Origin of the sequence: Streptomyces spiralis, from assembly GCF_014654675.1 — a bacterium.
GTDB lineage: Bacteria > Actinomycetota > Actinomycetes > Streptomycetales > Streptomycetaceae > Streptomyces > Streptomyces spiralis.
The window spans coordinates 57932-81222 of sequence record NZ_BNBC01000002.1 but is presented as its reverse complement, the minus strand read 5'-3'; the positions used below and the strand labels follow the sequence as shown (position 1 = coordinate 81222).

The following is a 23291-nucleotide window of genomic DNA, read 5'->3' as shown; positions in this document are numbered from 1 at the left end:
TCACCGCGCCGGCCGTGCCAGGCCCTGACGGCCTTCCAGGCGGCCCAGCAGCATGCACAGCAGGCCGGCCAGTTCGTCCTGCCGCTCGCTGTCCAGTCCGGCGAGGACGGTCCGTTCGTAGCGGAGCTGCTCCGGCAGGATGCCGTCGACGAGGTCCCGCCCGGCGTCCGTGAGGTGGACGTGGGCCACGCGGCGGTCGCGGGTGTCGCCGCGGCGCTCCACCAGGCCGCGTTCGGTCAGCTGCTTGAGCCGCTTGGTGACGGCGGCGCCCGAGGAGAACGTCTCGCGGGCCAGTTCGCTCGGCGTGAGCTCGTGTCCGGTGCGCCGCAGCGCGCCGAGCAGGTCGAACTCGGCCCGGCTGAGCCCCGCGCGGCGCAGCGGCGCGTCCTCCGCCTGCTGGAGGAGGGCGGCGCAGCGGTTGACGCGGCCGATGATCTCCATCGGTCCGGTGTCCAGGTCGGGGTGGACGGTCCGCCACTGGCGGACGACTCCGGCCACGGTGTCGTCGCGGGCGGCGCCGGGCACCGGCCGCGGCGCGGGCCCGGACGAAGGACGTCCGTGTCCCTCGGCGGCAGCCTCTCCGGGTGCCGTCCGCGCCGCTGCCGCTTCCCCCGCGACCGCCTCTCCGGATGCCGCTTCCCCCTGTTCCGGCCGTCCGTTGTGCGCCGTCATGGCCGTGCGTCCTCCGTCGTCCTGCCCGTGCTCGCCACCGGGGCGTCGAGGCCCAGGCGTCGTACCGTCGCCGCGAGCGTACGGTGTGCGGACTGCTCGGTGAGCACGACCCGCTCCTGGGGCAGGGCGCGCTGCCACCACTCGCCGGACGCGGCGTCCACGGTGGCGCGCAGCTCGACCAGCGCGGCGGCCAGGCACCGGCGGGCGGACTCCAGCGCGGCGGGTGCGGGCCGTTCCTCGGCGAGCAGGCGCGCGGCCCGCTCGCGGGCCCGGTCGACGGCGGTCAGGGCGTGCTCGACGCGGTCGCCGGTCCGGCGGTTGGTGACGGCGACGGCGGCCGCGAAGCCGACCAGGGCGCCGACGACGGTGTCCACGGCCCGCTCGGTGATCAGCTCGCCCTCGGCCTGCCGTCCGGCGAACTCGGTGATGAGCAGCGCCATCGGGGTCACGCAGATGGTGCCGAGCCAGTAGTTCCGGCCGATCAGCGCCTCGGCACCGAAGTTGAGGGCCGCACAGCACAGCACGAGGGCGAGGCCCCCGGAGTGCGCGAGCGGGGCGATCGCGGCGAAGACGAGGACGCCGACGAGGTTGCCGACGACGCGCTGGACGCTCCGGCTCCAGGTGAGGGCGAGGTTGGCCTGGTAGAGGGACGCCGCGGTGACCAGGGCCCAGTAGGGGCGGCCGATACCGAGCGCGAGGGAGGCGTACCCCGCGAGCGCGCAGCCGAGGGCGGTGCGCACCGCGACCGGGGCGAGCGGGCCGAGCCGGCTCCACCAGGGGCGGTGCGGGGCGGCGTTCTCGGCGTCCACGCCGAGGAGTTCCTCCGTGGCCGCCGCCGTCTCGCCGGCACTCGGGAGCGGGCCGGTGCCGCGCAGCTGCCGCGCCCAGCCCCGCAGCCGCTCCGGGTCGGTGTCGGCGGGGGCGGCGAGCGCGACCTCGGCGCGGACGATCAGACGCTCCAGGGCGCGCCGGGGCCCGGGGCGCGCGCCGGTGGCCGACAGGGCCTGCCAGGCGGCCTGGACGGCGGCGGCAGCGGCGGCGCGGGTCCGGGCGTGACCGTCCGAGGTGCCGCGCGTGGCGGCGTACGCGGCGGCCGTGTCCAGCGCCTGGGCGGTGGCGCGGCGTTCCGGGCCGTGCGGGCGGCGCAGGCCGGGCGCCATGCCGACCAGCCACGCCCACGCGGCCGCGGCGGCGGCCAGCGCCAGATGGCCGGGGACCTGGCCGAGCGTCTGCGGGACGAACAGGGAGGCGGAGCTGACGAAGGTCAGTACGACGTTGCCGGGCGGGCCGAGGCGGGTGGCGTCGCACAGCGCCTTCTGCACGGCCGCCATGAGGGCGCCGACGGCGACCAGGACGACCGCGTCGGAGGTGAGCGAGGCGGCCACCAGGGAGAGCGCGAGACCGCCCAGCATGCCCAGGACCACCCAGGCCAGGACGCGGGCCCGTGCGGCGTAGGGGCGGTTGTGGGCGTACAGGGCGCACAGCGATCCGGCCATCGTGTACATGGCCAGGTCGAGCCTGCCGAGGGCGAGCAGCGTGAGATTGGGCGGGGCGACCGAGACGACGACGCTCAGGGCGGGCTTGAACCAGATGTCGGAGGGACGGCCCAGCCGCAGCACGCCGGCGAGCGGGAGGCGGCGGACGGGGCGTGTCGTCGGGGTGGGGTCGGGGGTGGGGGGCGCACTGCTCATGGAACAAGTTTAGCAGGTGTTTTACTAGTAAAGGACACCGACGAGTGCGCACCCGTGGGCGCGGCGCGACGGCTCGCGCCCCTCGAATGCTCCCCGCGTACACCCTTGCGCTCGTGTGCGCACCGCGTGCCCCGGGCATCGCAACAGCGACCGACCGGAACGCCGCCCGGCGCCCCGGAACCGTCGAACGGGGAGGTGGCGGGTGCACGGACCGGCTTCGCCCGGCTGGCTGCTGGTCGCGCTCTGCGTGGCGACCGGCGCCTACTGTCTGCTGCGGATACGCAGCCCCGTGGAGGAGCAGCGCCGCGCCGCGGGCGGCGAGGCGCTGATGGGCTTCGGGATGGCCGCCATGGCCGTGCCCGCGGCCGTGTTCACCCCGCCGGCGTGGGCCTGGCCCGGCTACGCGGCCGTCTTCGGCGCGGCGGCACTGCGCGCCCTGTGGTCGGCGCGGACGAGTCGGCACCATCTGCACCACCTCGTGGGCGCGGGCGCCATGGTCTACATGTCCGTCGTCATGGCCGCCTCGCCGGAGTCCCACCACCATGGGCACGGCGGATCCGGCATACCCCTGCTCACCGGTGCCCTGCTGCTGTACTTCGCCGGCTACGTCCTGCTGTCGGGCGCCCGGCTGGTGCCGGCGGTGGCCGGGACGGCGGGTGCGGGTGCGGGTCCAGGTGCGCCGGGAGCCGGAGTCCTGCGCTGGGGCGACCGGCCGGAGCTGGCGCGGGCGTGCCGGCTGTCGATGGGGATGGCGATGGTCGCCATGCTGCTGACCCTGTGAGCGCCGACCCTGAGAGCACCGTGCCGCCGACGCACCCCGAGTGAGACCGCGCGGCGGGACGGGTGGGACGCGGGACGGCCGTACGGCGCGCCGTGGGTCCGTGGTCTGTGTCACTTCGGCGCGGGCAACCGTGTTCCGAGCGGTCGGCCGCTCATAGGGTGCTCGCATGATGGTGCCCGCGGTCCTGCTGCTGCTCGGCGCGCTGACCGCCGTAGCCGCTCCCCGGCTGCTCACCCGGGCCGACTGGACGGACCGGGAACCGGTGGTCGCCCTGTGGGTCTGGCAGTGCGTGGTGGCCGGCGTCCTGCTGTGCTGCGCGCTGTCGATGACCCTCAGCGCGGCGGCCGCCTGGCAGGCGGTGCGCGGCCATGTGTTCGCCACGGCTCCGCATGCGGTGGTGGATGCCTACGCCTTCGGCGCGGCCGGCGCCTGGGCGCCGACGACCGCGGTGGCGCTGGCGTGCGCGGGGGTGTGGAGCGCGGCGATGCTGGTCCGCGAGGTCGTACGGGCCCGGGCGCGCCGCAACCGGCGACGTGCCGAACTCCTCGTCCGCGCCCCGCTGTTGCCCGGCGAGCAGCCCGGCTCCGACCGGCTCGTGGTCCTGGAGGGCGAGCGGCCGGAGGCCTGGTGGCTGCCCGGCGCTCCACCGCGACTGGTCGTCACCACGGCGGCGCTGCGCCGACTGAAGGGACGCCGGCTGGACGCCGTCCTGGCCCATGAGCAGGGTCACGCGCGGGCCCGGCACGACTGGCTGCTGCACTGTTCGGCCGCGCTGGCGGGGGGCTTTCCCCAGGTGCCGGTGTTCGCCGCGTTCCGCGACGAGATGCACCGCCTGGTCGAACTCGCCGCCGACGACATGGCCTCGCGCCGCTTCGGCCGGCTGACGACCGCGCTGGCACTCGTCGAACTCAACGAGGACCGGGGCGTGTTCGGCCCCTGCCCCACCGCGCAGGCCCATGTTCCGCAGCGGGTGCACCGTCTGCTCACTCCGCCGGACCGGCTCACCGCGGCCCGCCGGCTGCGTCTGACGGCGTTGGCCTCGCTCGTCCCGGTGATCCCCGTTCTGGTGACGCTGACACCGGGGTTGCGGGCGCTGGGCTGACCGGGCCGTAGCGACGTTCGGCGTTTGCCCGTGGATCCGTCCGCCCGTGGGCGAGGATCGAGTCATGCCTGCCGCTTCCGTCGACTCCCCGGCCCGTCCGCCCGTCCGGCGCACCGGCGCCGCCCGGGCCGCCTCGGTCCTGGCCCTGTGCTCGGCGGTGCTGGCGGCGCTGGTCGTCGTCCGATGGCGCCCGCTGATGACGTTCGACGGCGCTGTCGCCCGCACCACCCACGGCTGGGCGGTCGACGATCGCGGCCTCACGCACGCGTTCCGTGTCCTCACCGACTGGGTGTGGGACCCGCTGACGATGCGCCTGCTGTGCGCGGCGGTCGCGGTGTGGCTGTTGTGGCGTCGCTCGGCCTGGTGGACGGCGTCGTGGCTGGTGGGCACGTGTGCGCTGGGCGCGGTGCTGCAACAGGGGCTGAAGGCCGCGGTCGGCCGGCCCCGCCCTGTGTGGCCCGACCCGGTGGACTCCGCCCACTACGCGGCCTTCCCGTCGGGTCACGCCATGACCGCGACGGTCGTGTGCGGCCTGCTGCTGTGGCTGCTGCGCCGCGGGGGTCTCTCAGGCATCCCGTGGGGCGCCGCCGTGACGCTGGCCGTGCTCTCGGTCGCCGGGGCCGGCATGACCCGCGTCTGGCTGGGCGTGCACTGGCCCTCGGACGTCCTCGGCGGCTGGCTGCTGGGCGCGGCGGTGGTGGCGGCTGCGGCGACCGTCCGCACATGGTGGCCGACGTCGTCCGAATGAGCGATGATCACTCCCATGTCTGCCGTTCTTTTCGACTTCTCCGGGACCCTCTTCCGTATCGAGTCCACCGAATCCTGGTTGCGTGCCGTGCTCGACGAGGCCGGTCTGGCGCTCGGGGAACGGGAGCTGGCCGAGGCGGCGCGGGCGCTGGAGGAGGCCGGGGCGCTGCCGGGCGGGGCGTCCCCGGGGCGGATCCCCGACGAGCTGGCCGAGCTGTGGGAGAACCGCGACCGCAGTGCCGAGCAGCACCGGGCCGCCTACACGGGTCTGTCCCGTCAGGTATCGCTGCCCGACCCGGCGTTGCACGACGCGCTGTACGACCGGCACAGGACTCCGGCCGCCTGGTCCCCGTACCCGGACACGTCCGAGGTGCTGCGCACCCTGCGCGAGCGCGGGATCGCGGTCGCCGTGGTGAGCAACATCGGCTGGGACCTGCGCCCGGTGTTCCGCGAACACGGCCTGGACACCTACGTCGACGCATACGTCCTGTCGTACGAACACGGCATCCAGAAGCCGGACCCGAGGCTGTTCGCGGTGGCGTGCGAGGCGCTCGGCGCGGACCCCGGTGACGTGCTGATGGTCGGGGACAACCGCCACGACGACGGAGGTGCGGCGGCCCTGGGGTGCGCGGTGCACTTCGTGGACCATCTGCCGGTGGAGAAGCGGCCCGACGCGCTGCGGCCGGTGCTCGACCTGGTGGCCGCGGCGCCTGAACAGCCGGTGCGGAACGGCCAGGGCTGAACCGCCGGGGCTGAACCCCGTCGGGCTCGACGGCCGGGCTCAACGGCAGGCTCAACGGCCTGCGTGGACCCGAACCCCATGTGTCGTGTCACCTGTCACGCGGTGCGTGACAGGCGTGCGGGCAGCCGGTGCGCTCGGACCGGCACCGTTCTGCCGTGCAGGGCCGCCCGCAGCGCGGGGGCCAGGATCCGCCGTACGTCGGCGGCGTCGAGGGCGACGACGGGGCCCAGCGGGTTCAGATAGCGGGTGAAGATCAGTCCGCCGAGCACGGCCACCGCGGCCGTGGCCCGCTCCCTCGCGTGCCGGCCGCCGAGGTGGTCGGCGATCCTGCCGAGCACCTCGCGCTCCAGGAACTCCCGGAACACCCGCATCACGTCCTCGTCCCGCATCGCCACCGGCTCCAGCGCCGCGAACCCGGCACCGTCCGGCTCCTCCCAGAGCGCCGTGACCGCGTCGACGAGCCGTTCGGCCAGGTACGCCGGATCGCCGTCCAGCGCGCGGACGATCGCGGTCGAGCGGCCGCAGTCGATATTCATCGCCTCGCCGAACAGGCCCTGCTTGGAACCGAAGTGGTAGCCGATCAGCGCCACGTCCACGTCCGCCGCCGCGGCGACGGCCCGCAGTGTCGTGCCCTGGTAGCCATGGGCCAGGAACAGAGCGCGGGCCTTCTCGGCGATCCGGGCCTTGGTGGCGGGACGGCCGCGCGGGCGGCCACGGTTTTTATTCATCAGCGTTGAATATCCAGGCCTCCGGGCGGCACCGTCAAGGCGTTCCGCGAACCTCGACGAGGAGAAACCCATGCGCATCGCCGTCTTCGGAGCCGGCGGCCCCACCGGCCGCGAACTGCTCACCCAGGCCCTCGACAACGGGCACGAGGTCACCGCGGTCACCCGCCGACCGAAGCTCGTCCCCGCCCGCGAGGGCCTCGTCGTGGCCGACGCCGACGCGCTGGACGCGCGGGCCGTCGACGCCGTGGTCGCCGGCCAGGACGCGGTCCTCTCGGCGCTCGGCGTCCCTCCGGGGAAGGGGCCGGTCACCCTCTACTCCGACACGGCCGCCCATATGACCGCCGCCATGGAGCGGCACGGGGTGAAACGGCTGATGGTCGTGAGCTCCAGCGTCCTGGACCCCGGCTGGCGGCCGAGCGGGGCGTTCTTCTTCAACAACGTCCTCGACCCCTACGTCAACCGGGTGATCGCCCGCGCGGCCCACGAGGACATGCGGCGCATGGAGGACGTGGTCCGCGCCCACGACCTGGACTGGACGATCGTGCGCCCCTCGGGCCTCTTCGACCATCCCGGCCCGACGCCCTACCTGCTCGCCGAGAACAGCGCGGACGGCGTCTTCACGGCCCGTTCCGACCTCGCCGCGAGCATGCTCGCCCAGTTGGCCGACGACCGCTTCGTGCGCCGGGCGATGGGGGTGGCCACCACCCGGGTGCGGCCCAGTGTTCCGCGCATGATCTGGCGTGAAATTCGGAAGAACGCCCGTGCCGGACGCGCCAGAAAAGTAGCCTGAGGACACCAGTCGGGCACAGAAGAGCCCGTCTCGGACGATCCCCCGCGTCGCCCGAGACGGGCGGCAGCACGACCTGGCCCCCAATCGGGGGCTGGTCCGCTCGCGTTGAGTATAGTTGGCTGGCAGCCAGTCAACGCAGGAGTTTCAGCATGTCCCCGCGCAGCGCCTCGGTCAATGAAGAATTGCGGCGGCGTTCCCGGGAGCGGCTCCTGCAGGCGGCGGTCGAGCTGGTCGGCGAGCACGGGTACGACGCGACGACGCTCGGCGCCATCGCCGACCGGGCGGGATCGGCCCGGGGCCTGGTGTCGTACTACTTCCCCGGCAAGCGCCAGCTCGTGCAGTCGGCCGTGCACCGGCTGATGCACCGCACGCTGGAGGAGGCGCTGGAGCGCGAGCCGCGCACGGAGGACGGCCGGGAGCGGATGGCACGGGCCATCGACGCGATTCTGGGGCTGGCCCGGGACCGGCCGGTGCTGATGCGCCAGCACATGGCGGGGATGCTCCAGGCCGAGGGGTTCGTGCAGTGCCCGGAGCAGCAGCGCCTGGCCCAGCTGCTGCGGGAAACCGTGGCCCGGCACGGCTCGGCGGACGCCGACACCGACTACCCGATGCTGCGCGCGCTGCTCATGGGCGCGGTCTACGCGGCGCTGGTACCCGGAGCGCCGATGCCGGTGCCGGTGCTGCGGGCCGAGCTGTTCAAGCGCTACCGGCTCGACTGGGACATGGGGCTCTCCCCGGACACCGAGGCACCCACCGGCTCGTGCCGCACGGACGTCTCCCGCTTCTTCGCCACCGACCAGCACCCGGCGGACGGGAGGAAGTAGCCGGTCGGGGAGGTCGAGGTTCGGCTGGGGGCCCGGCGGGGGTCGGGGAGGTTCGGCCCGGAGGCCAGCCCGGTTCGAGGTTCGGCCCGGAGACCGGCGCGGGAGTTGGCGGCATGGGTCCGCGGGACCGGGCGCGGCGCGGGTTCGCGGGCCGGGAAGCAGACGCCACGAGTCCGCGGGGCCAGAGCCAGGGCCCTGCGCGGGTCCGCGGGCGGGAGTGGGCGGCACGGGATCGGGACCCGGCGCGGAGCCGCAGACCCGTAAGCAGACGCCACGAATCCGCACGACCGGGGCCCGGTATGCATCGGTGGCCCGGAGCAGGGCGGCGCAGGTCCGCAGGACCGAAGTCCGGCACGGATCCGCGGACGGGAGCAGGCGGCACGAGGTCGGGGCGCGGCGCGGACCCACAGACCCGGAAGCAGACGCCACGAATCCGTGCGGCCAGAGCCAGAGCCCGGCACTGGTCCGCGGGCCCGAAGCAGGGCGGCGCAGCGCCGCAGCACCGGAGTCCGGCGCGAGACCGCGGGCCGGGAGCAGAGGGAGCCGGTCCCCGGGTTCGGGACAGCCGGAGCCGCCTGAGCTGCCTGAGCACCTGAGCAGCCGAGCAGGAGCGGGTGGACCGTGCGGCAGGGCTTCGGGCGGCTCCCGGAGGAAACGGGCGGGCGACACGCCGTTCGGTGGCGTGTCGCCGCACTCCCCCCGCGGGCCGCTTGCTGCCATGCTGGAGTCATCAGCGATCTCCTCCGACCACCGGGGTAAGGAGTTCCGCCGTGCTGCGTGTCGCCGTCGTCGGCTCGGGTCCGAGCGGGTGCTACACCGCTCAGGGTCTTGTCCAGCAGGATCCCTCGGTGTGTGTCGACGTCCTCGACCGGCTGCCGTGTCCGTACGGGCTCGTGCGCTACGGCGTGGCGCCGGACCACGAGAAGATCAAGTCCCTGCAGAACAACCTGCGGACGGTCCTGGAGCACGACCGGGTCCGGTTCCTGGGCGGTGTGCAGGTCGGCGGCCCGGGCGGGGTGCCCGCCGGGCGGCTGCGGGAGCTGTATCACGCGGTCGTGTACTGCGTGGGTGCCGCGACCGACCGCCACCTCGGGATCCCGGGCGAGGACCTGCCGGGCAGCTGGTCGGCGACCGAGTTCGTGTCCTGGTACAGCGCCCACCCGGACGCCGTGGACGACGGGTTCGTACGCGGGGCGCACAGCGCCGTGGTGATCGGTGTGGGCAACGTGGCCGTGGACGTCACACGCATGCTGGCACGCGGCGCGGCGGAGCTGAGCCCCACGGACGTGCCCGAGGCCGCGCTCGCCGCGCTGGCCGCGAGCCGGGTGTCCGAGATCCACATGGTGGGCCGGCGCGGCCCCTCGCAGGCCCGTTTCACCACCAAGGAACTGCGTGAGCTGGGCGCCCTGCCGGACACCGAGGTCGTCGTCGACCCGGAGGAGCTGGCGCTGGATCCGGGGTACGCGGACCCTTCGGCGCTGCCCGCCGCCCAGCGCCGCAACGTGGAGGTGCTGCGCGAGTGGGCGGCCACGCCCCCGCGGGGCGCCGCCCGCCGGATCCGGCTGCGCTTCTTCCTGCGTCCCGTGGAAATGCTCGCCGCGGACGGCCGGGTGGCGGCCGTACGGTTCGAGCGGACGGTCCCGGACGGCCGCGGTGGCGTCACGGGCACGGGGCGGTACGAGGACGTGGCGGCGCAGCTGGTGCTGCGGTCCGTGGGCTACCGCGGGGTGCCGCTGGAGGGGCTTCCGTTCGACGCCGACACGGGCACGGTGCCGCACCAGGAGGGGCGTGTGCTGCGCGACGGTGCGGTCGCTCCGGGCGAGTACGTGGCGGGCTGGATCAAGCGGGGACCCACCGGTGTCATCGGCACCAACCGGCCGTGCGCCAAGGAGACGGTGACCTCACTGCTCGCGGACGCGCCGGCGCTCGTACGTGCGCAGGTACCCGAGGACGCCGTCGAGGTGTTGCGTGCCGAGGGTGTCGAGCCGGTCGAGTGGGAGGGGTGGCAGGCCATCGAGCGGGCCGAGGCGGAGCTCGGTGCCTCGCTCGGACGGAGCGTGGTCAAACTTCCCGACTGGGCGTCCCTGCGGGCGGCGGCGCGCACCTCGGTGCCGTAGGGGCCGTAGGGCCTGACCTGCGGCCAGGGGCCCGTGTCACCGGTGTCCCGGGGCGGCGGACCTGTGCCTGCCGGCTGCCTCACCGGTCCTCGTCACGACCGACGGTTTCACCCTCACCGTGGCGGGCGGCCTGCCGGATGGCGGCATCGACGAGGCTGTCGAGCAGCCCCGGGAAGAGGTCGTCCAGGTCGTCGCGGCGCAGGCCGTTCATTTTCGCCGTGCCGCGGTAGATCTGCCGGAGCACACCGGCCTCGCGCAGCACCCGGAAGTGGTGCGTGCTCGTCGACTTCGAGACGGGCAGGTCGAACTGGGAACAGGTCAGCTCCTCGGCCCCGGCGGCCAGCTCCCGCACGATCTGCAGCCGCTGAGGATCGGACAGCGCGTGCAGCACGCTCTCCAGGCGGATCTCCTCCCGTGCGGGATGCGGAAGATCACGGCTGCCGGCGGTGGGGACGGAGGCGGGGGCGGGGGCGTTCACGGCGGCTCCACTTCGTACGAGTGCCTCATTCTACGAGAAGCATCGTAGTTTGACAGCCAACGTACTACGAGAGCTATCGTACAAGTCGCGATCGGTCCGGTGACGAACGCGACCGGTCCCCGTGACGAAATGGAGTCCGCCATGAGTGCGCTCTTCGAGCCCTACGCACTGCGTGAAGTGACGATCCCGAACCGGGTCTGGATGCCCCCGATGTGCCAGTACTCGGCCGAGCCCACGGGGCCCGCGGCCGGCGTCCCGCGGGACTGGCACTTCGCCCACTACGCGGCGCGGGCGACCGGCGGCACGGGCCTGATCATCGTGGAGGCCACCGCGGTGTCGCCGGAGGGCCGGATCTCGCCGTACGACCTGGGCATCTGGAACGACACCCAGGCCGAGGCGTTCCGCCGGATCACCGGCTTCCTGAAGAGCCAGGGCACCGTGCCCGCGATCCAGCTGGCGCACGCCGGCCGCAAGGCGTCGACGGACCAGCCGTGGAAGGGCGGTGCGCCCCTCGGAGCGGAGGAGCTCGGCTGGCGGCCGGTGGCGCCGAGCGCTGTCGCCTTCGCCGACCAGCACCCGGTCCCGCACGAGCTGAGCGCCGATCAGATCCAGGAAGTCGTCCGGCAGTTCGCGGACGCCGCACGGCGGGCCCTGGCCGCGGGCTTCGAGATCGCCGAGATCCACGGTGCCCACGGCTACCTGATCAACGAGTTCCTCTCCCCGCACTCCAACCACCGCACCGACGCCTACGGCGGCTCGTACGAGAACCGGGTGCGCTTCGCCCTCGAGGTCGTCGACGCGGTGCGCGCGGTGTGGCCCGAGGACAAGCCGCTCTTCTTCCGCATCTCCGCGACCGACTGGCTGGAGGACGCCGGCTGGACCGCGGACGACACGGTGCGCTTCGCGGCCGAGCTGCACGCGCACGGTGTCGATCTGCTCGACGTCTCCACCGGCGGCAACGCCCCCGGCGCGAGCATTCCGACGGGGCCCGGATACCAGGTGCCGTTCGCGACGCGCGTGAAGGCCGAATCGCCGCTGGCGGTCGCCGCCGTGGGACTCATCACCGACGTGGAGCAAGCGGAGAAGATCGTCGCCAACGGCGAGGCCGACGCGGTCCTCCTGGGCCGCGAACTGCTGCGCAACCCGTCCTGGGCCCGCCACGCGGCCCGCGAACTGGGCGGCCAGGTACACGTCCCCGACCAGTACCACCGCTCCGTCTGACGACCCGCTCCGCCTGACGACCCGCTCCGGGCAGCGCCCGTCAGCCCTGGAGTCGTGGCCGTCACTCCTGGAGCCGCGTCCGGCCGGCCCGGAAGCCCCCTCCGGCCCCGCTCCCCCAGCGCGGCGGCAGCAGGCGGGACACCGTCTCCTCCAGGCGGGGCAGTGTCCGCTGGCCCGCGAGGGCGAGGGCGATGGCCGCGACGACGCCGGCCCAGGCGACCGGTCCCAGAGGAGTGCAGCCGAAGACGCGGCTGACGCCCGGGGTCTGGACCAGGGCGACGAGGGCGACGGCGGAGCCGAGGGACGTCACCCGGACCAGCGGGCTGTCGCGCCGGTCGAGGAGCGTCTGGGCGAGCTGGGTGCCGACCACACCGCACAGGGCCATCGTGCCGGAGCGGCGGGCGCTGCCCGGTGTGAAGCGTCCGATCAGCCAGGCCGTGACCGCGCCCAGACAGGTCGTCAGGGCGCGGTGGCGGATCTGCCGGATCAGCGGCTCCCCGAGGACACCGCCGGCCGCGTCCTCGGGCGATCCGGCCTGGGCCTGCTCGACGTCCTCCTTGGGCGTCACCGCGACCGCCATCGCCGGGAACAGGTCGGTGAACAGGTTCACCATCAGCATCTGCCGGGTGGACAGCGGCGCCCTGCCCGACATCAGGGTGCCGAGGATGCCGAAGCCGACCTCGCCGGCGTTGCCGCCGATGAGGATGGCGATGGCGTCCGCAACGCTGTGCCACAGGGCGCGGCCCTCGCCGATCGCGTCGATCAGGACGGTGAGGTCGTCGTCGGTGAGGACGATGTCCGCGGCGTTGCGCGCGGCCGCCGAGCCCCGCGCGTTGATGCCCACGCCGATGTCGGCGGCGCGGATCGCCGCGGCGTCGTTGGCGCCGTCGCCGACCATGCCGACCACCCGGCCCGCGTCCCGCAACGCCTCGACGACCTGGAGCTTCTGCTCGGGCGCGACCCTGGCCACCACGCCCGCGTCGCGCAGCATGCGGGCCCGGGCCGAGCGGTCGGCGGCGGCCAGTTCGTCCCCGGTGACCACGGGGGTGTCGGCCGGCCAGCCGAGTTCCATGGCGATCGCCCGCGCGGTCTGCGGGTGGTCGCCGGTGAGCATGACCGGCCGGACACCCTCCTCGTAGAGGCCGTGGACGAGCGCCGTGGAGGTCTCGCGCGGCACGTCCGACAGCGCCAGCAGACCCGCGAACTCCAGTCCCGCCAGGGGTTGTTCGAGTACGTCCGTCTCCTTCTCGCGCGCGGCGAGCCGCCGCCGGGCCACCGCCAGGACCCGCAGCCCGTCGCCGGCCAGGGCGTGCGCGGCGTCGGAGGCGTGGGTCGGGAGGTCCGGGCAGGCGGGCAGGACGGTCTCCGGGGCGCCCTTGACCACGAGCACCCGCGGTCCGTCCGCGTCGCGGCCCACGGCGGCCGCGTAGCCGCGGGCGGCCTCGAAGCCGAGGCCTTCGAGCTGGGTCCACTCCGGGTCGGGGCGGGCCGCGTCCAGGACGGCCTCGTCGGTGGCGTGCACCGGCCGGTCGGAGCCGCCGTTGACCCGCGGGCAGGCCCGCGCGGCCGCGCGCAGCGTCTCCGCGGCGGCCTCGTCGCGCACCGCGTGGACCGTGCCGCCCGTGTCGCTGACGCGCACCAGGCGCAGCCGGTTCTCGGTGAGCGTGCCGGTCTTGTCGAAGCAGAGGGTGTCCATGCGGCCCAGCGCCTCCAGGGTGCGCGGGGTGCGCACGAGCACGCCGCCCCGGGTGAGCCGCCTGGCCGCAGCCAGCTGGGCCACCGTGGCCACCAGCGGCAGGCCCTCGGGAACGGCGGCCACGGCGACGGCCACGCCGCCGCTGACCGCCTCGTGGACAGGGGTGCCGCGCAGCAGCGCGATGCCCGTCACCGCGGCACCGCCCGCCAGCGTCAACGGCAGGGCCTTGCGGGTGAGTTCCTGGAGCCTGGCCTGGACTCCGCCGGCCGGGGGCGTACGGGCGGCGAGGTGCACGGCGCGGGCGGCCTCGGTGTGCTCCCCGATGTCCACCACGACGGCCCGGGCCCGCCCGCCCACCACGGTCGTGCCCTCGAAGACCATGCACCGCCGGTCGGCGACGGCCGCGTGCGGGGTCGGTGCGGTCTGCTTCTGCACCGGCAGGGACTCCCCGGTCAGCGCGGACTCGTCGACCTCCAGGCCCTCCTCCCACAGCAGGCGCGCGTCGGCGGGCACGACGTCGTCGCCCTTCAGTTCGATCACATCGCCCGGACGCAGCTTGCCGGCGTCGACCGTGCGGGTGCCGCCGGCCGGGGCCTCCGTGTCCGGGGGTGCGAGGCGCGCCTTGCGTTTCTGGTCGGCGAGCAGCCCGGACAGCGCCCGCTCGGCGCGCAGCCGCTGCACGCCGCCGACGAGGGCGTTCAGGTCCAGGGCGCCGACGACGAGCAGGGCGTCCAGCATGGAGCCGAGGATCGCGGATGCCGCCGAGCCGACGGCCAGCACCGGGGTGAGGGGGTCGTGCAGTTCGCCGCGTACGGCCGCGCCGAGCTCGTAGGTCCAGCGCACGGGGGTCAGGGCCGGGTGCCGGGCGACGCCGTCGGCGGCCTTGCGGAGGCGGGCGGTGGCCTGCTCGAACGCGGTCGGTACGGCGGCCGGTTCGTGCTCCAGTTGCTCGCGCGCCTCCTCCGAGTCCAGCTCGTGCCAGTGCACGCGCGGGCTGGGGTGCGGGGCGCGGGCGGCCGCGACCCCCAGGGCGGCCCGCGCCCCGGACAGCAGGGCCGCGGCCGCCGCCGCGTCGACCGGTGCGTGCCGCAGCCCGGGCAGTACGGACCGGCGCCCGCGTCCGCCCTTGGACTCGCCGACGGCGACGAGCAGCCCGGACAGCGCGGCGCCGGACCGGGCCAGCATCTGCGCCCGCCGGCCGACGGCGCGGGCGGCCCTGACCGCGGTCAGTACCCGCCACACGTCGGGCAGACCGTGCACGGCCAGGATGTCCGCGCTCCAGACGACGGCGCTGTCGCGGTCGGCGAGGGCGACGGCGATGTCGCTTGCGCGCAGCCCGGCCAGGAGGCCCTGCTCGTCGGCCGACCGCATCCGGGCGACGGTGAGCACCACGCCCTCGTCCTCGCCGCCGCGCAGCCCGTACACCACGTCGTCCAGGGGCCGCCGGGCGTCCACGACCTCGTCGGCGAGGCCGGTGAGGTCCTCCAGGGCCGGGTCGTCGACGAGAACGACCTTGAGCCGGGCCCGGCGGGCCGCGTCGAGCACGGGCTCCGCCCACGGATCGACGTCCCCGGTCTCGGTGCGCAGCGCGCTCGGGTGCAGCACGACGGTGCCGGTCATCCCCAGCTGCCGCAGCCGTTCCGTATCCCGCACCAGCACGCCGGTGCGTGCCAGCGACGCGCTCAGCACCGAGTGGAACAGGGCGGGCCCGTAGCGCGCGGCCTTGGGCGAGCCGGCCAGCACCGCCTCGGCCGCCTCGGCGGCGTCGTGCTTGACCATCAGGGTCACCGCCGCTCCCAGCAGACTGCCTGCGGAGGCGTGTTCGGCGTACTCCTGGGCCGGGGTCAGGCGCAGCGGCGGGCGGGGGAAGGCGCCGGCGGCGACGCTGACCCGGTCCGGGGCGCACAGCCGGTCGTGGACCGTGTCGAACGCGGCCGAGCGGGCCACCGTCTCGGCCAGCTGGCAGGAGCGCAGCACCCCGTCGAGCACGAGCGAGGTGGGGGTCTGCCCGGCGCCGTGGACGGCCGCGTTGGCGCAGGCCAGCAGGAGGTCCATCCGCTGGTGGCCCAGCCGGGCGCGCAGCCGCGCCCGAAAGCGCGGGTTCTCGCGCAGCAGCGTCACCATGGCGGTCGCCATGCGCGGTGACGGCGGCAGCCGCAGGGCGCCGGCGGTCAGTCCCGCGGCGATGCCGACGACGTCGGCGGCGAGCGTGGCCGCGGCGAACCGCACCCCCGCGGGGTCGGCCGGATGGGTCGTCTCCTCGGGATCGCCGCCCGCCAGCGTCAGATCGTGCTGGGCGGCCAGTTGGGCCGCGCGATCCATCACCCGTTCGGCGGCCTCCTCCTGGGTGGCGGTGACGACCAGACGCCCGAGCCCCTGGTCCCAGTAGGCGAACAGCACGTCGGGGTGCTCGGCCAGGGCGGCCGCGACGCGGCGCGCCAGGTGCTCGGTGCCGCCGGCGCGCCGGACCCGCTCCGGCTCGGCGGGGCGCAGCGCGAAGTGCGCGCGCGTGCCGGAGCGCCAATGGACCCCCGCGCCGGGCAGCGCGTTGCGCGCGACCCGCACCACCCGCGCCGCCACGTCCAGGCCGTGCACGCCGGCGCGAGCCGTGCCGGCCATCGTCCCGGCGGCCACCCCGACCGCCGGGGCCGCCGCCCGCGCCAGCAGCCGGGGCGCCTCGTTCAGCCGTCGCGCGGCTGCCGCCGGGACCGTCAGCAGACCGAGCACCATGACGTCCCTCAGCCGGTGGTACGGGCGCGCCGCGCCGTCGGACCGAGCGTCCCCGTGGTGGACCTGCTGGAGGACGCCTTCGCCGTGGTGGCCTTGCCGGTGGCGGCTTTGGCGGTGGCAGCCTTGCCGGCGGCGGTCTTACGGGTACGGGTGGCCTTGCTCGTGGCGGATGTGGTGGCGGACCTGGTGGTGGCCGCCTTGGCCGTGGCGGCCTTGCGCGTGGACGCCTTGCTCGTGGCGGTGCCGCCCGTCGGCGCCTTCGCGGTGGCGGCGGCCTTGGCCGTCGCCGGCTTGGCCGCGGAGGTCCTGCCTGCGGACGGCCTGGTCCGGCTCCGGGTGCCGGGAGACCTGAGGGCCGCGGTGCCGATGTCCTCGGCACCTTCGCGGGTGGCGGCGGCGCGTTTGCGCGCGGCCTGCCGGGCGGCGGCCGTGGTGCCGGTGGGTCGTGCGACGTTGCGGGCCGCCGGTTCGCTGACCGGCATGGCCTCTCCGGTTTCCAGGCCGCCGTCCGGTGCGGTGCCCAGGGCCTGCGGCGGCTGTCCGGCTCGTTCGGGGTGATCGGGCCTCGGCTGGGTCAGCCAGGCCACGGCCGCGCCCGTGAGGGCGACCGGCCACTCCACCACTCCGGCGACGCCGAGCACCCCGGCCCCCGTGTAGACCGCGATCCGCCGGCCCCTCGGCGACACGGCGCCGACCTTCTCGAGCGTTCCCTGGGCGGCCTTGCCCACGAGCCCTGCGCCGGGTACCCGCCGCAGCACCGAGGCAGCGCCATGCAGGGGCGCCGTAAGGATCGACGACGACTTCTGCTCAGCCATGACTCTCCTCGCCTGGGGGTGAGATCCCTTTCCGTGGCCGGGTGCCCGCGACAGTGCTGGTCATCCCGCCATTTCTCAGGGAACGCCAGGGGCTGCGCACGCGCCACCCGACCCCTGTCTCCCCGGGCTCTCCGAGGGAGCGCTCCCACGACTTTGTGCGCCAGGCGTTGACCAGAAAGCGCTTGCATCCTACGTTCTGTTCAACAGTGTGACCGACAGGAGCGAAAAGTGACCTCCTCGGCCACTCTGCCGCACACACAGCGTTCCAAAAGGCGTACGGCGTTCACATACACGTACACAGGTCCTCCTGAAGGGACACATCCGCATGCGTACTCGCCCCCCACGTACGGACGCGCGAAGGCCGGGCTTACCCGCGCGCAGGCCGGCACTGGCGGCGCGCTCGTGGCCTCCGCCGCCGCCGTCGCCGTGCTCGCCCTGCCCCGGCCGGCCGGGGCCGCCGAGAGCTCGCCGGTCGGGTTCGGCGCCGTGACGACCGGCGGCGGCAGGGCCACGGCGGTGACCGTCTCGACGCTCGACGCCTTCAAGGCGGCCGTCACGGGCAGCTCGGCCAAGGTCGTCAGGGTCAGCGGCACGATCTCGCTGAGCGGCCAGGTCGACGTCGGCTCCAACACCACGGTGCTCGGCGTCGGCTCGTCCTCCGGGTCCACGGCGGCGGTCTGCGACTGAAGAAGGTCACCAACGTGGTGATCCGCAACCTCAGCATCAGCAAGGCGGTCAAGACGGACGCGATCACCGTCCAGTCCTCCACGAAGGTGTGGATCGACCACAACTCCCTGTCGTCCGACCGCGACCACGGCAAGGACTACTACGACGGCCTGGTCGACATCTCGCACGCCTCGGACTACGTGACGGTGTCCTGGAACGTCTTCAAGGACCACTACAAGGGTTCCCTCGTCGGCCACAGCGACAACAACGCCGACGAGGACACCGGGCACCTGCGGGTGACGTACCACCACAACTGGTTCGACAACGTCAACTCCCGCATCCCCAGCCTGCGTTTCGGCACCGGCCACTTCCACGACAACTACGTCGTGGGCGCCGAGACCGCCGTGCACTCGCGCATGGGCGCCCAGACGCTCGTCGAGAACAACGTCTTCCGCAGCACCCAGGTCGCCGTCACCACCAGCCGGGACAGCGACGAGGACGGCTACGCCGACCTGCGCGGCAACGACCTCGGCGGAGCCGCCACCGAGATCTCGCAGGTGGGCACCTTCACCGACCCGCCCTACGGCTACACCGCCGAGCCCGCCTCCAGCGTGGTCGCCTCGGTGACCGCCGGTGCGGGTGCCGGGAAGCTCTGACCTCCCGAGCCCCTCACCCCGCTCGATGCACCACAGAAGACCCCCCACCCCCGACAGGACAGAAGGAAACGGGACATGACTTCTGAAGCACGTCCGCGCGCCCGGCGGCGCGCACTGCCCGGCGGCCTCGCCGCACTCGGACTCGCTTCTGTCATGATCATGACAGAAGCGCTCTCCCCCGCGAGCGCCGCCAGTTGGCCCACCGCCAACGGCAGCCAGGCGGTCTCCAAGACCATCTCGGTCTCCGGCACCAAGGACTACGGGATGAAGCGCCTCTACGGCAGCGGAGACCTGGGCAGCGGCAGCCAGGACGAGGACCAGGGGCCGCTCCTGGAAGTGGCCGACGGCGCCGTCCTGAAGAACGTGATCATCGGCTCCCCCGCCGCCGACGGCATCCACTGCCTGGGCAGCTGCACGCTGCAGAACGTCTGGTGGGAGGACGTCGGCGAGGACGCCGCCACCTTCCTGGGCAAGTCGTCGTCCTCCTCGTACAGCGTGATCGGGGGCGGCGCGAGGAAGGCGTCGGACAAGGTGTTCCAGTTCAACGGCGCGGGCAAGCTGACGGTCTCCCAGTTCCAGGTGGAGGACTTCGGCAAGCTGGTCCGCTCCTGCGGCAACTGCAAGACGCAGTACAAGCGCACGATCGCGGTCAGCGACGTCGACGTCATGTCGCCCGGCAAGGCCATCGTCGGCATCAACCAGAACTACGGTGACACGGCGACGCTGAGCAAGGTCCGCGTCCACGGCGACAGCTCGAAGAAGATCAAGCCGTGCGTGCGCTACCAGGGCAACAACACCGGCGCGGAGCCGACGGAGATCGGCAGCGGACCGGACGGCACGTACTGCCGCTACTCGGCGTCGGACATCACCTACAGCTGACGCGTCGGGCACGCGGCGTCCACGGTGGCGGAAGATCCCCTGCCCCCGTGGGCGCCGCGTGGTGTCGTCGGGTCAGGCGGTGAAGCGCCGGTTCCGGCGTACCCGGGTACGCGGGCTCGCCAGGTTCCGCGGTGTCACCAGGACCCGCGGTGTCACCAGGTCTTGCGGCCCCACAGCGGATCGAAGCGGGCCCACTCGGCGTCCCACCGGTCCAGGCGGCGGCGTTCCAGGCGGCCGCGCAGGACGCGGCTGCCGGCCAGGGGGACGGCGGCGGCGCTCATGCCCGCCAGCCCGCCGATCAGCAGGGCACGTGTGTGGGCCTGCCTGACTGTGGCGGGCCTGGCGACCAGCCGGCCGTCGGGGTCGGTCCACACGGTGACGCGGGTGCCGGGCGCGCTTCCGGACGGTACCCGCGCCTGGCCGGTGTGCGCGGAACCGTCGGCCGCGGTCCAGCGCACCTTCGCCCACACCCTGAGCGTGTCGGTCCCCTGCGCGACCCCGCGGCCGCTACCGTCGCCCGCCGGGTCCGTGTCACCGGGCCGCAGTCGTGGTGCCTGCTGGGTCACCAGCGCCGCCGTGGGCCGCCACTCGAGGCGTTCCCGGGCCATGACGCCCTCCACTCCCCCGGCCACGGTCCACCCCGCGAGCACCCCGGCGACCACGGTGAGCAGCCACGCCCCCAGCACGACCCAGGCCTCCACCGTGTCGGAACGGCGTTTGAGCGGATTGCGGCGCCACCGCCACAGCCACACCTCGGGACCCCGGAACGCCACGACGGCATCCTCCTCACAAGCTCACGGGCCACACGGACCTGCCCCACCGCCCTTCCTTACGGCAGACGGCTCCCCGACGCTCATCACGGGTTCCCCGGCCCGGCGCACCCATGAGTCCGGCGGCGGCCCGAAACCGCTCCTCCCCCACGCCCCCGGTTCGCGGGGCACGCCGACCATGCCGGTCCGACCTGCGACGACGTCATCGCGGGGGTGACTGTCAGTGGTGGGGTGCAGACTGACCGGTGTCCGAGACAAGGATGTCCGGACGAAGACCTCTCGGAGGTGATCGGCATGACCGAGGTACTGCTCGCCGTGGGTACCCGAAAGGGCCTGTTCATCGGGCGACGGCGGGACGGCGCCTGGGAGTTCGACGACAGCCCTTACTTCAACGCGCAGGCCGTGTACTCGGTGGCCATCGACACCCGCGGCGCCGTTCCGCGGCTGCTGGCCGGTGGCGACAGCGCGCACTGGGGTCCGTCCGTGTTCCACTCCGACGACCTGGGCCGTACGTGGACGGAGCCCGCCCGGCCGGCGGTGAAGTTCCCCAAGGAGACGGGCGCCTCGCTGGAGCGGGTGTGGCAGCTGCACCCGGCGGCCGCCGAGCCCGACGTGGTGTACGCGGGCACGGAGCCGGCCGCGCTCTACCGCTCCGAGGACCGCGGTGAGAGCTTCGAGCTGGTCCGCCCACTGTGGGAGCACCCCACGCGGTCGAAGTGGGTGCCGGGCGGCGGCGGTGAGGGCCTGCACACCGTGCTGACGGACCGGCGCGATCCGAGGGCCGTCACGGTCGCCGTGTCCACCGCCGGGGTCTTCCGTACGGCCGACGGCGGCGCGAGCTGGGCGCCCTCCAACTCCGGGGTGTCCGCGGTGTTCCTGCCCGACCCCGACCCGGAGTTCGGCCAGTGCGTCCACAAGGTGGCGCGGGACTCGGCCAACCTCGACCGGCTCTACCTCCAGAACCACTGGGGTGTGTACCGCAGCGACGACGGGGGCGCGCACTGGACGGACATCGGCGAGGGCCTGCCGTCGACGTTCGGCTTCGCGGCGGCCGCCCATCCGCACCGCGGCGACACGGCGTACGTCTTCCCGATCAACGCCGACGCGGACCGGGTGCCCGCCGACCACCGGTGCCGCGTGTTCCGCACGGCCGACGCGGGCAAGAGCTGGGAGGCGCTCACGGCGGGCCTGCCGCAGGAGGACCACTACGGCACGGTGCTGCGCGACGCGCTGTGCACCGACGACGCCGACCCGGCCGGCGTGTACTTCGGCAACCGCAACGGCGAGGTGTACGCCTCGGCGGACGACGGCGACAGCTGGCAGCAGTTGGCCGCGCATCTGCCGGACGTGCTGTGCGTACGGGCGGCGGTGATCGGCTGAGCATGACGGCACCCGCCGGCCCCGACGCGGAGCCCCGGCCGTCCCCCGTGACGGCCGGGCCCGGGTTTCGGCCACAGCTTGATCAACGGCCGGTGCCCGGCAGTAGGGTGACGCGCGTGGCACCACGACCGTTGCATGAAATCGTCGAAGCAGGCTGGGCGAAGGCCCTGGAACCCGTGGCCGGGCGGATCGCCGCGATGGGTGACTTCCTGCGCGCGGAGATCGCCGCCGGACGCACCTACCTCCCGGCCGGCGCGAACGTTCTGCGCGCCTTCCAGCAACCCTTCGACGACGTACGCGTCCTGATCGTCGGCCAGGACCCGTACCCGACCCCAGGGCACGCCGTCGGCCTTTCCTTCTCGGTCGCGCCCGAGGTGCGTCCGCTGCCCGGCAGTCTCGTCAACATCTACCGGGAGCTGAACGGCGACCTGGGACTGCCCCAGCCGTCGAACGGTGACCTGACGCCCTGGACCCGCCAGGGCGTGCTGCTGCTCAACAGGGCGCTCACCACGGCCCCGCGCAAGCCGGGCGCCCACCGCGGCAAGGGCTGGGAGGAGGTCACCGAGCAGGCGATACGGGCACTGGCGGCACGCGGAAAGCCGCTGGTGTCGATCCTGTGGGGCCGTGACGCCCGCAATCTCCGTCCGCTGCTCGGCGACCTGCCCTCGGTGGAGTCGGCCCATCCCTCGCCCATGTCGGCCGACCGCGGCTTCTTCGGCTCGCGCCCATTCAGCCGGGCCAACGACCTGCTGGTCCGGCAGGGGGCGCAGCCCGTGGACTGGCGCCTGCCGTGACGGGCCGGCCGGAGGCCGGCACGGACACGGTGGCCGGCTTCCTCGCCGTGGACTCGGGCGGTTCCGGAATGCGGGTCGTCATCGGTGTGCCCGGAGCCGGGACACTCGCTCAGCGGGCGTCGGAGGAACCGGTGCGCACAGGTGACCGGGGGATCGATCCCGGACACCTGATGGAGCAACTCGTGCCGATGGCACGGGCGTTGTCCGCCGAGACCGGGGTGGGGCGGCTGGAGGCGGCCGTCGTGGGAGCGGCCGGACCCGCCACCCTGGGCGACGCCCTGCGCGCCGAACTCCCCGGGGCGCCGGCGCGGGAACCGGGGGTGCGCAGGGTCGCGCTCGTCGCCGACGCGGTCACCGCCTATGTCGGCGCCCTGGGCCCACGGCCCGGGCGGCGATCGCCGCCGGGACCGGCCTGATCGCGATCGGCACCGACCTCTCCGGCCGGCACCGTGCCGACGGCTGTGGTCATCTGCTCGGCGACTGCGGCAGCGGGGCGTGGATCGGGCGGGCGGGCCCGGAGGCCGCGCTGCGCGCCCACGACGGACGGGACGGCGGCTCGGCGGCGTTGCCGGCGCGTGCCGAGGAGGCGTTCGGGCCGATGCCGCAGCTGCCCGGCAGAATCTATCCGCGCTCCGACCGCGCCGCCGTCCTCGCCTCCTTCGCGCCCGAGGTGCCGCCTGTGCCGCCGAGGACCCCGTGGCGGCCGGCGTGCTGCGCGCGGCGGCCCGGCACATGGCCGAGTCGGCCGCCGCCGTCTGCCCTCTCTTCGGAGAGCCCCTGGTCGCCCTCACCGGAGGCCTGTTCAAGGTGGGCGACCCCCTCCTCTTGCCGCTGGAGCAGGAGTTGGCCGTCCGGCCGCCGCACGCACGGCGCGTGGCCGCCGAGGGGGATCCGCTGCACGGCTCCGTGCGCATCGCCACCGACCTGGCCCGAGGCACCTTCGCCCTGCCCGGTGACGAGAAGCTGCTCTACGCACCACCGGCACAAGGGGATTGATCCCGGCACGTCCGCC

18 protein-coding genes and 2 pseudogenes are annotated in these 23291 nt (G+C 74.3%); 13 read left to right on the top strand and 7 right to left on the bottom strand.

Annotated elements, in window-relative coordinates:
* Positions 1-672, bottom strand: coding sequence for a MarR family winged helix-turn-helix transcriptional regulator (locus tag IE318_RS02785; RefSeq protein WP_189895900.1), 672 nt, complete (start codon positions 670-672; stop codon positions 1-3).
* The gene (locus tag IE318_RS02780) at positions 669-2363 is read right to left on the bottom strand and encodes an FUSC family protein (RefSeq protein WP_189895898.1); all 1695 of its coding nucleotides are present in this window, start codon (positions 2361-2363) and stop codon (positions 669-671) included. The genes IE318_RS02785 and IE318_RS02780 overlap by 4 nt, the downstream gene beginning before the upstream one ends.
* Positions 2364-2565: 202 nt before the next feature.
* On the opposite strand from IE318_RS02780, the gene IE318_RS02775 reads away from it, so the two are divergent.
* From IE318_RS02775 to IE318_RS02760, 4 genes are all read left to right on the top strand, one after another.
* Positions 2566-3144, top strand: coding sequence for a DUF5134 domain-containing protein (locus IE318_RS02775; protein ID WP_189895895.1), 579 nt, complete (start codon positions 2566-2568; stop codon positions 3142-3144).
* Between the two features lie 166 nt (positions 3145-3310).
* Positions 3311-4246, top strand: coding sequence for a M56 family metallopeptidase (locus tag IE318_RS02770; protein WP_189895893.1), 936 nt, complete (start codon positions 3311-3313; stop codon positions 4244-4246).
* Positions 4247-4310: 64 nt separating this feature from the next.
* Complete coding sequence (locus IE318_RS02765) at positions 4311-4994, top strand: phosphatase PAP2 family protein (RefSeq protein WP_189895891.1); 684 nt, start codon at positions 4311-4313, stop codon at positions 4992-4994.
* A gap of 15 nt (positions 4995-5009) precedes the next feature.
* On the top strand, positions 5010-5735 hold the full coding sequence (locus IE318_RS02760) for an HAD family hydrolase (protein ID WP_189895888.1): 726 nt from the start codon (positions 5010-5012) through the stop codon (positions 5733-5735).
* Positions 5736-5830: 95 nt separating this feature from the next.
* Here IE318_RS02760 and IE318_RS02755 read toward each other — a convergent pair whose 3' ends face one another.
* Complete coding sequence (locus IE318_RS02755) at positions 5831-6463, bottom strand: TetR/AcrR family transcriptional regulator (protein ID WP_189895885.1); 633 nt, start codon at positions 6461-6463, stop codon at positions 5831-5833.
* Positions 6464-6533: 70 nt separating this feature from the next.
* Between IE318_RS02755 and IE318_RS02750 the strand changes: the two genes are divergently transcribed.
* The 3 genes from IE318_RS02750 to IE318_RS02740 all read left to right on the top strand — a co-directional run bounded on the left by IE318_RS02750 (position 6534) and on the right by IE318_RS02740 (position 10194).
* Entirely contained in the window at positions 6534-7253 is a 720-nt protein-coding gene (locus IE318_RS02750; protein WP_189895883.1) for an NAD(P)-dependent oxidoreductase, read from the top strand.
* A gap of 149 nt (positions 7254-7402) precedes the next feature.
* Entirely contained in the window at positions 7403-8077 is a 675-nt protein-coding gene (locus IE318_RS02745; protein ID WP_189895880.1) for a TetR/AcrR family transcriptional regulator, read from the top strand.
* Positions 8078-8847: 770 nt separating this feature from the next.
* Entirely contained in the window at positions 8848-10194 is a 1347-nt protein-coding gene (locus IE318_RS02740; protein WP_189895876.1) for an FAD-dependent oxidoreductase, read from the top strand.
* A gap of 79 nt (positions 10195-10273) precedes the next feature.
* On the opposite strand, the gene IE318_RS02735 is transcribed toward IE318_RS02740, so the two are convergent.
* Positions 10274-10672 carry an ArsR/SmtB family transcription factor gene (locus IE318_RS02735; RefSeq protein WP_030164262.1) on the bottom strand — a complete coding sequence of 133 codons (399 nt, stop codon included), beginning with the start codon at positions 10670-10672 and terminating at the stop codon, positions 10274-10276.
* 141 nt (positions 10673-10813) lie between these two features.
* On the opposite strand from IE318_RS02735, the gene IE318_RS02730 reads away from it, so the two are divergent.
* On the top strand, positions 10814-11893 hold the full coding sequence (locus tag IE318_RS02730) for an NADH:flavin oxidoreductase/NADH oxidase (protein ID WP_189895874.1): 1080 nt from the start codon (positions 10814-10816) through the stop codon (positions 11891-11893).
* A 61-nt stretch (positions 11894-11954) separates the two neighbouring features.
* Here IE318_RS02730 and IE318_RS02725 read toward each other — a convergent pair whose 3' ends face one another.
* Together IE318_RS02725 and IE318_RS46465 are read right to left on the bottom strand one after the other, a co-directional pair.
* On the bottom strand, positions 11955-16319 hold the full coding sequence (locus IE318_RS02725) for a cation-translocating P-type ATPase (RefSeq protein ID WP_189895871.1): 4365 nt from the start codon (positions 16317-16319) through the stop codon (positions 11955-11957).
* Between the two features lie 8 nt (positions 16320-16327).
* Positions 16328-17134 carry a hypothetical protein gene (locus IE318_RS46465; protein ID WP_373311045.1) on the bottom strand — a complete coding sequence of 269 codons (807 nt, stop codon included), beginning with the start codon at positions 17132-17134 and terminating at the stop codon, positions 16328-16330.
* Between the two features lie 402 nt (positions 17135-17536).
* Here IE318_RS46465 and IE318_RS02715 point away from each other — a divergent pair.
* Both IE318_RS02715 and IE318_RS02710 read left to right on the top strand, forming a co-directional pair.
* A pseudogene (locus IE318_RS02715) lies at positions 17537-18456 on the top strand (pectate lyase family protein).
* Positions 18457-18531: 75 nt separating this feature from the next.
* Positions 18532-19335 (top strand): pectate lyase, encoded by an 804-nt coding sequence (locus tag IE318_RS02710; RefSeq protein WP_189895861.1) that lies wholly within the window; start codon positions 18532-18534, stop codon positions 19333-19335.
* Positions 19336-19487: 152 nt separating this feature from the next.
* On the opposite strand, the gene IE318_RS02705 is transcribed toward IE318_RS02710, so the two are convergent.
* Positions 19488-20108, bottom strand: a complete 621-nt coding sequence (locus IE318_RS02705) for an Rv1733c family protein (protein WP_030164244.1) — start codon at positions 20106-20108, stop codon at positions 19488-19490.
* Positions 20109-20399: 291 nt separating this feature from the next.
* On the opposite strand from IE318_RS02705, the gene IE318_RS02700 reads away from it, so the two are divergent.
* The 3 genes and pseudogenes from IE318_RS02700 to IE318_RS02690 all read left to right on the top strand — a co-directional run bounded on the left by IE318_RS02700 (position 20400) and on the right by IE318_RS02690 (position 23275).
* Positions 20400-21485: a WD40/YVTN/BNR-like repeat-containing protein gene (locus IE318_RS02700; RefSeq protein WP_189895857.1), complete on the top strand. Its 1086-nt coding sequence runs from the start codon at positions 20400-20402 to the stop codon at positions 21483-21485.
* A 116-nt stretch (positions 21486-21601) separates the two neighbouring features.
* The gene (locus IE318_RS02695; RefSeq protein ID WP_189895855.1) at positions 21602-22279 is read left to right on the top strand and encodes a uracil-DNA glycosylase; all 678 of its coding nucleotides are present in this window, start codon (positions 21602-21604) and stop codon (positions 22277-22279) included.
* 68 nt (positions 22280-22347) lie between these two features.
* A pseudogene (locus tag IE318_RS02690) lies at positions 22348-23275 on the top strand (BadF/BadG/BcrA/BcrD ATPase family protein).
* The last annotated feature ends 16 nt before the right edge of the window (positions 23276-23291 follow it).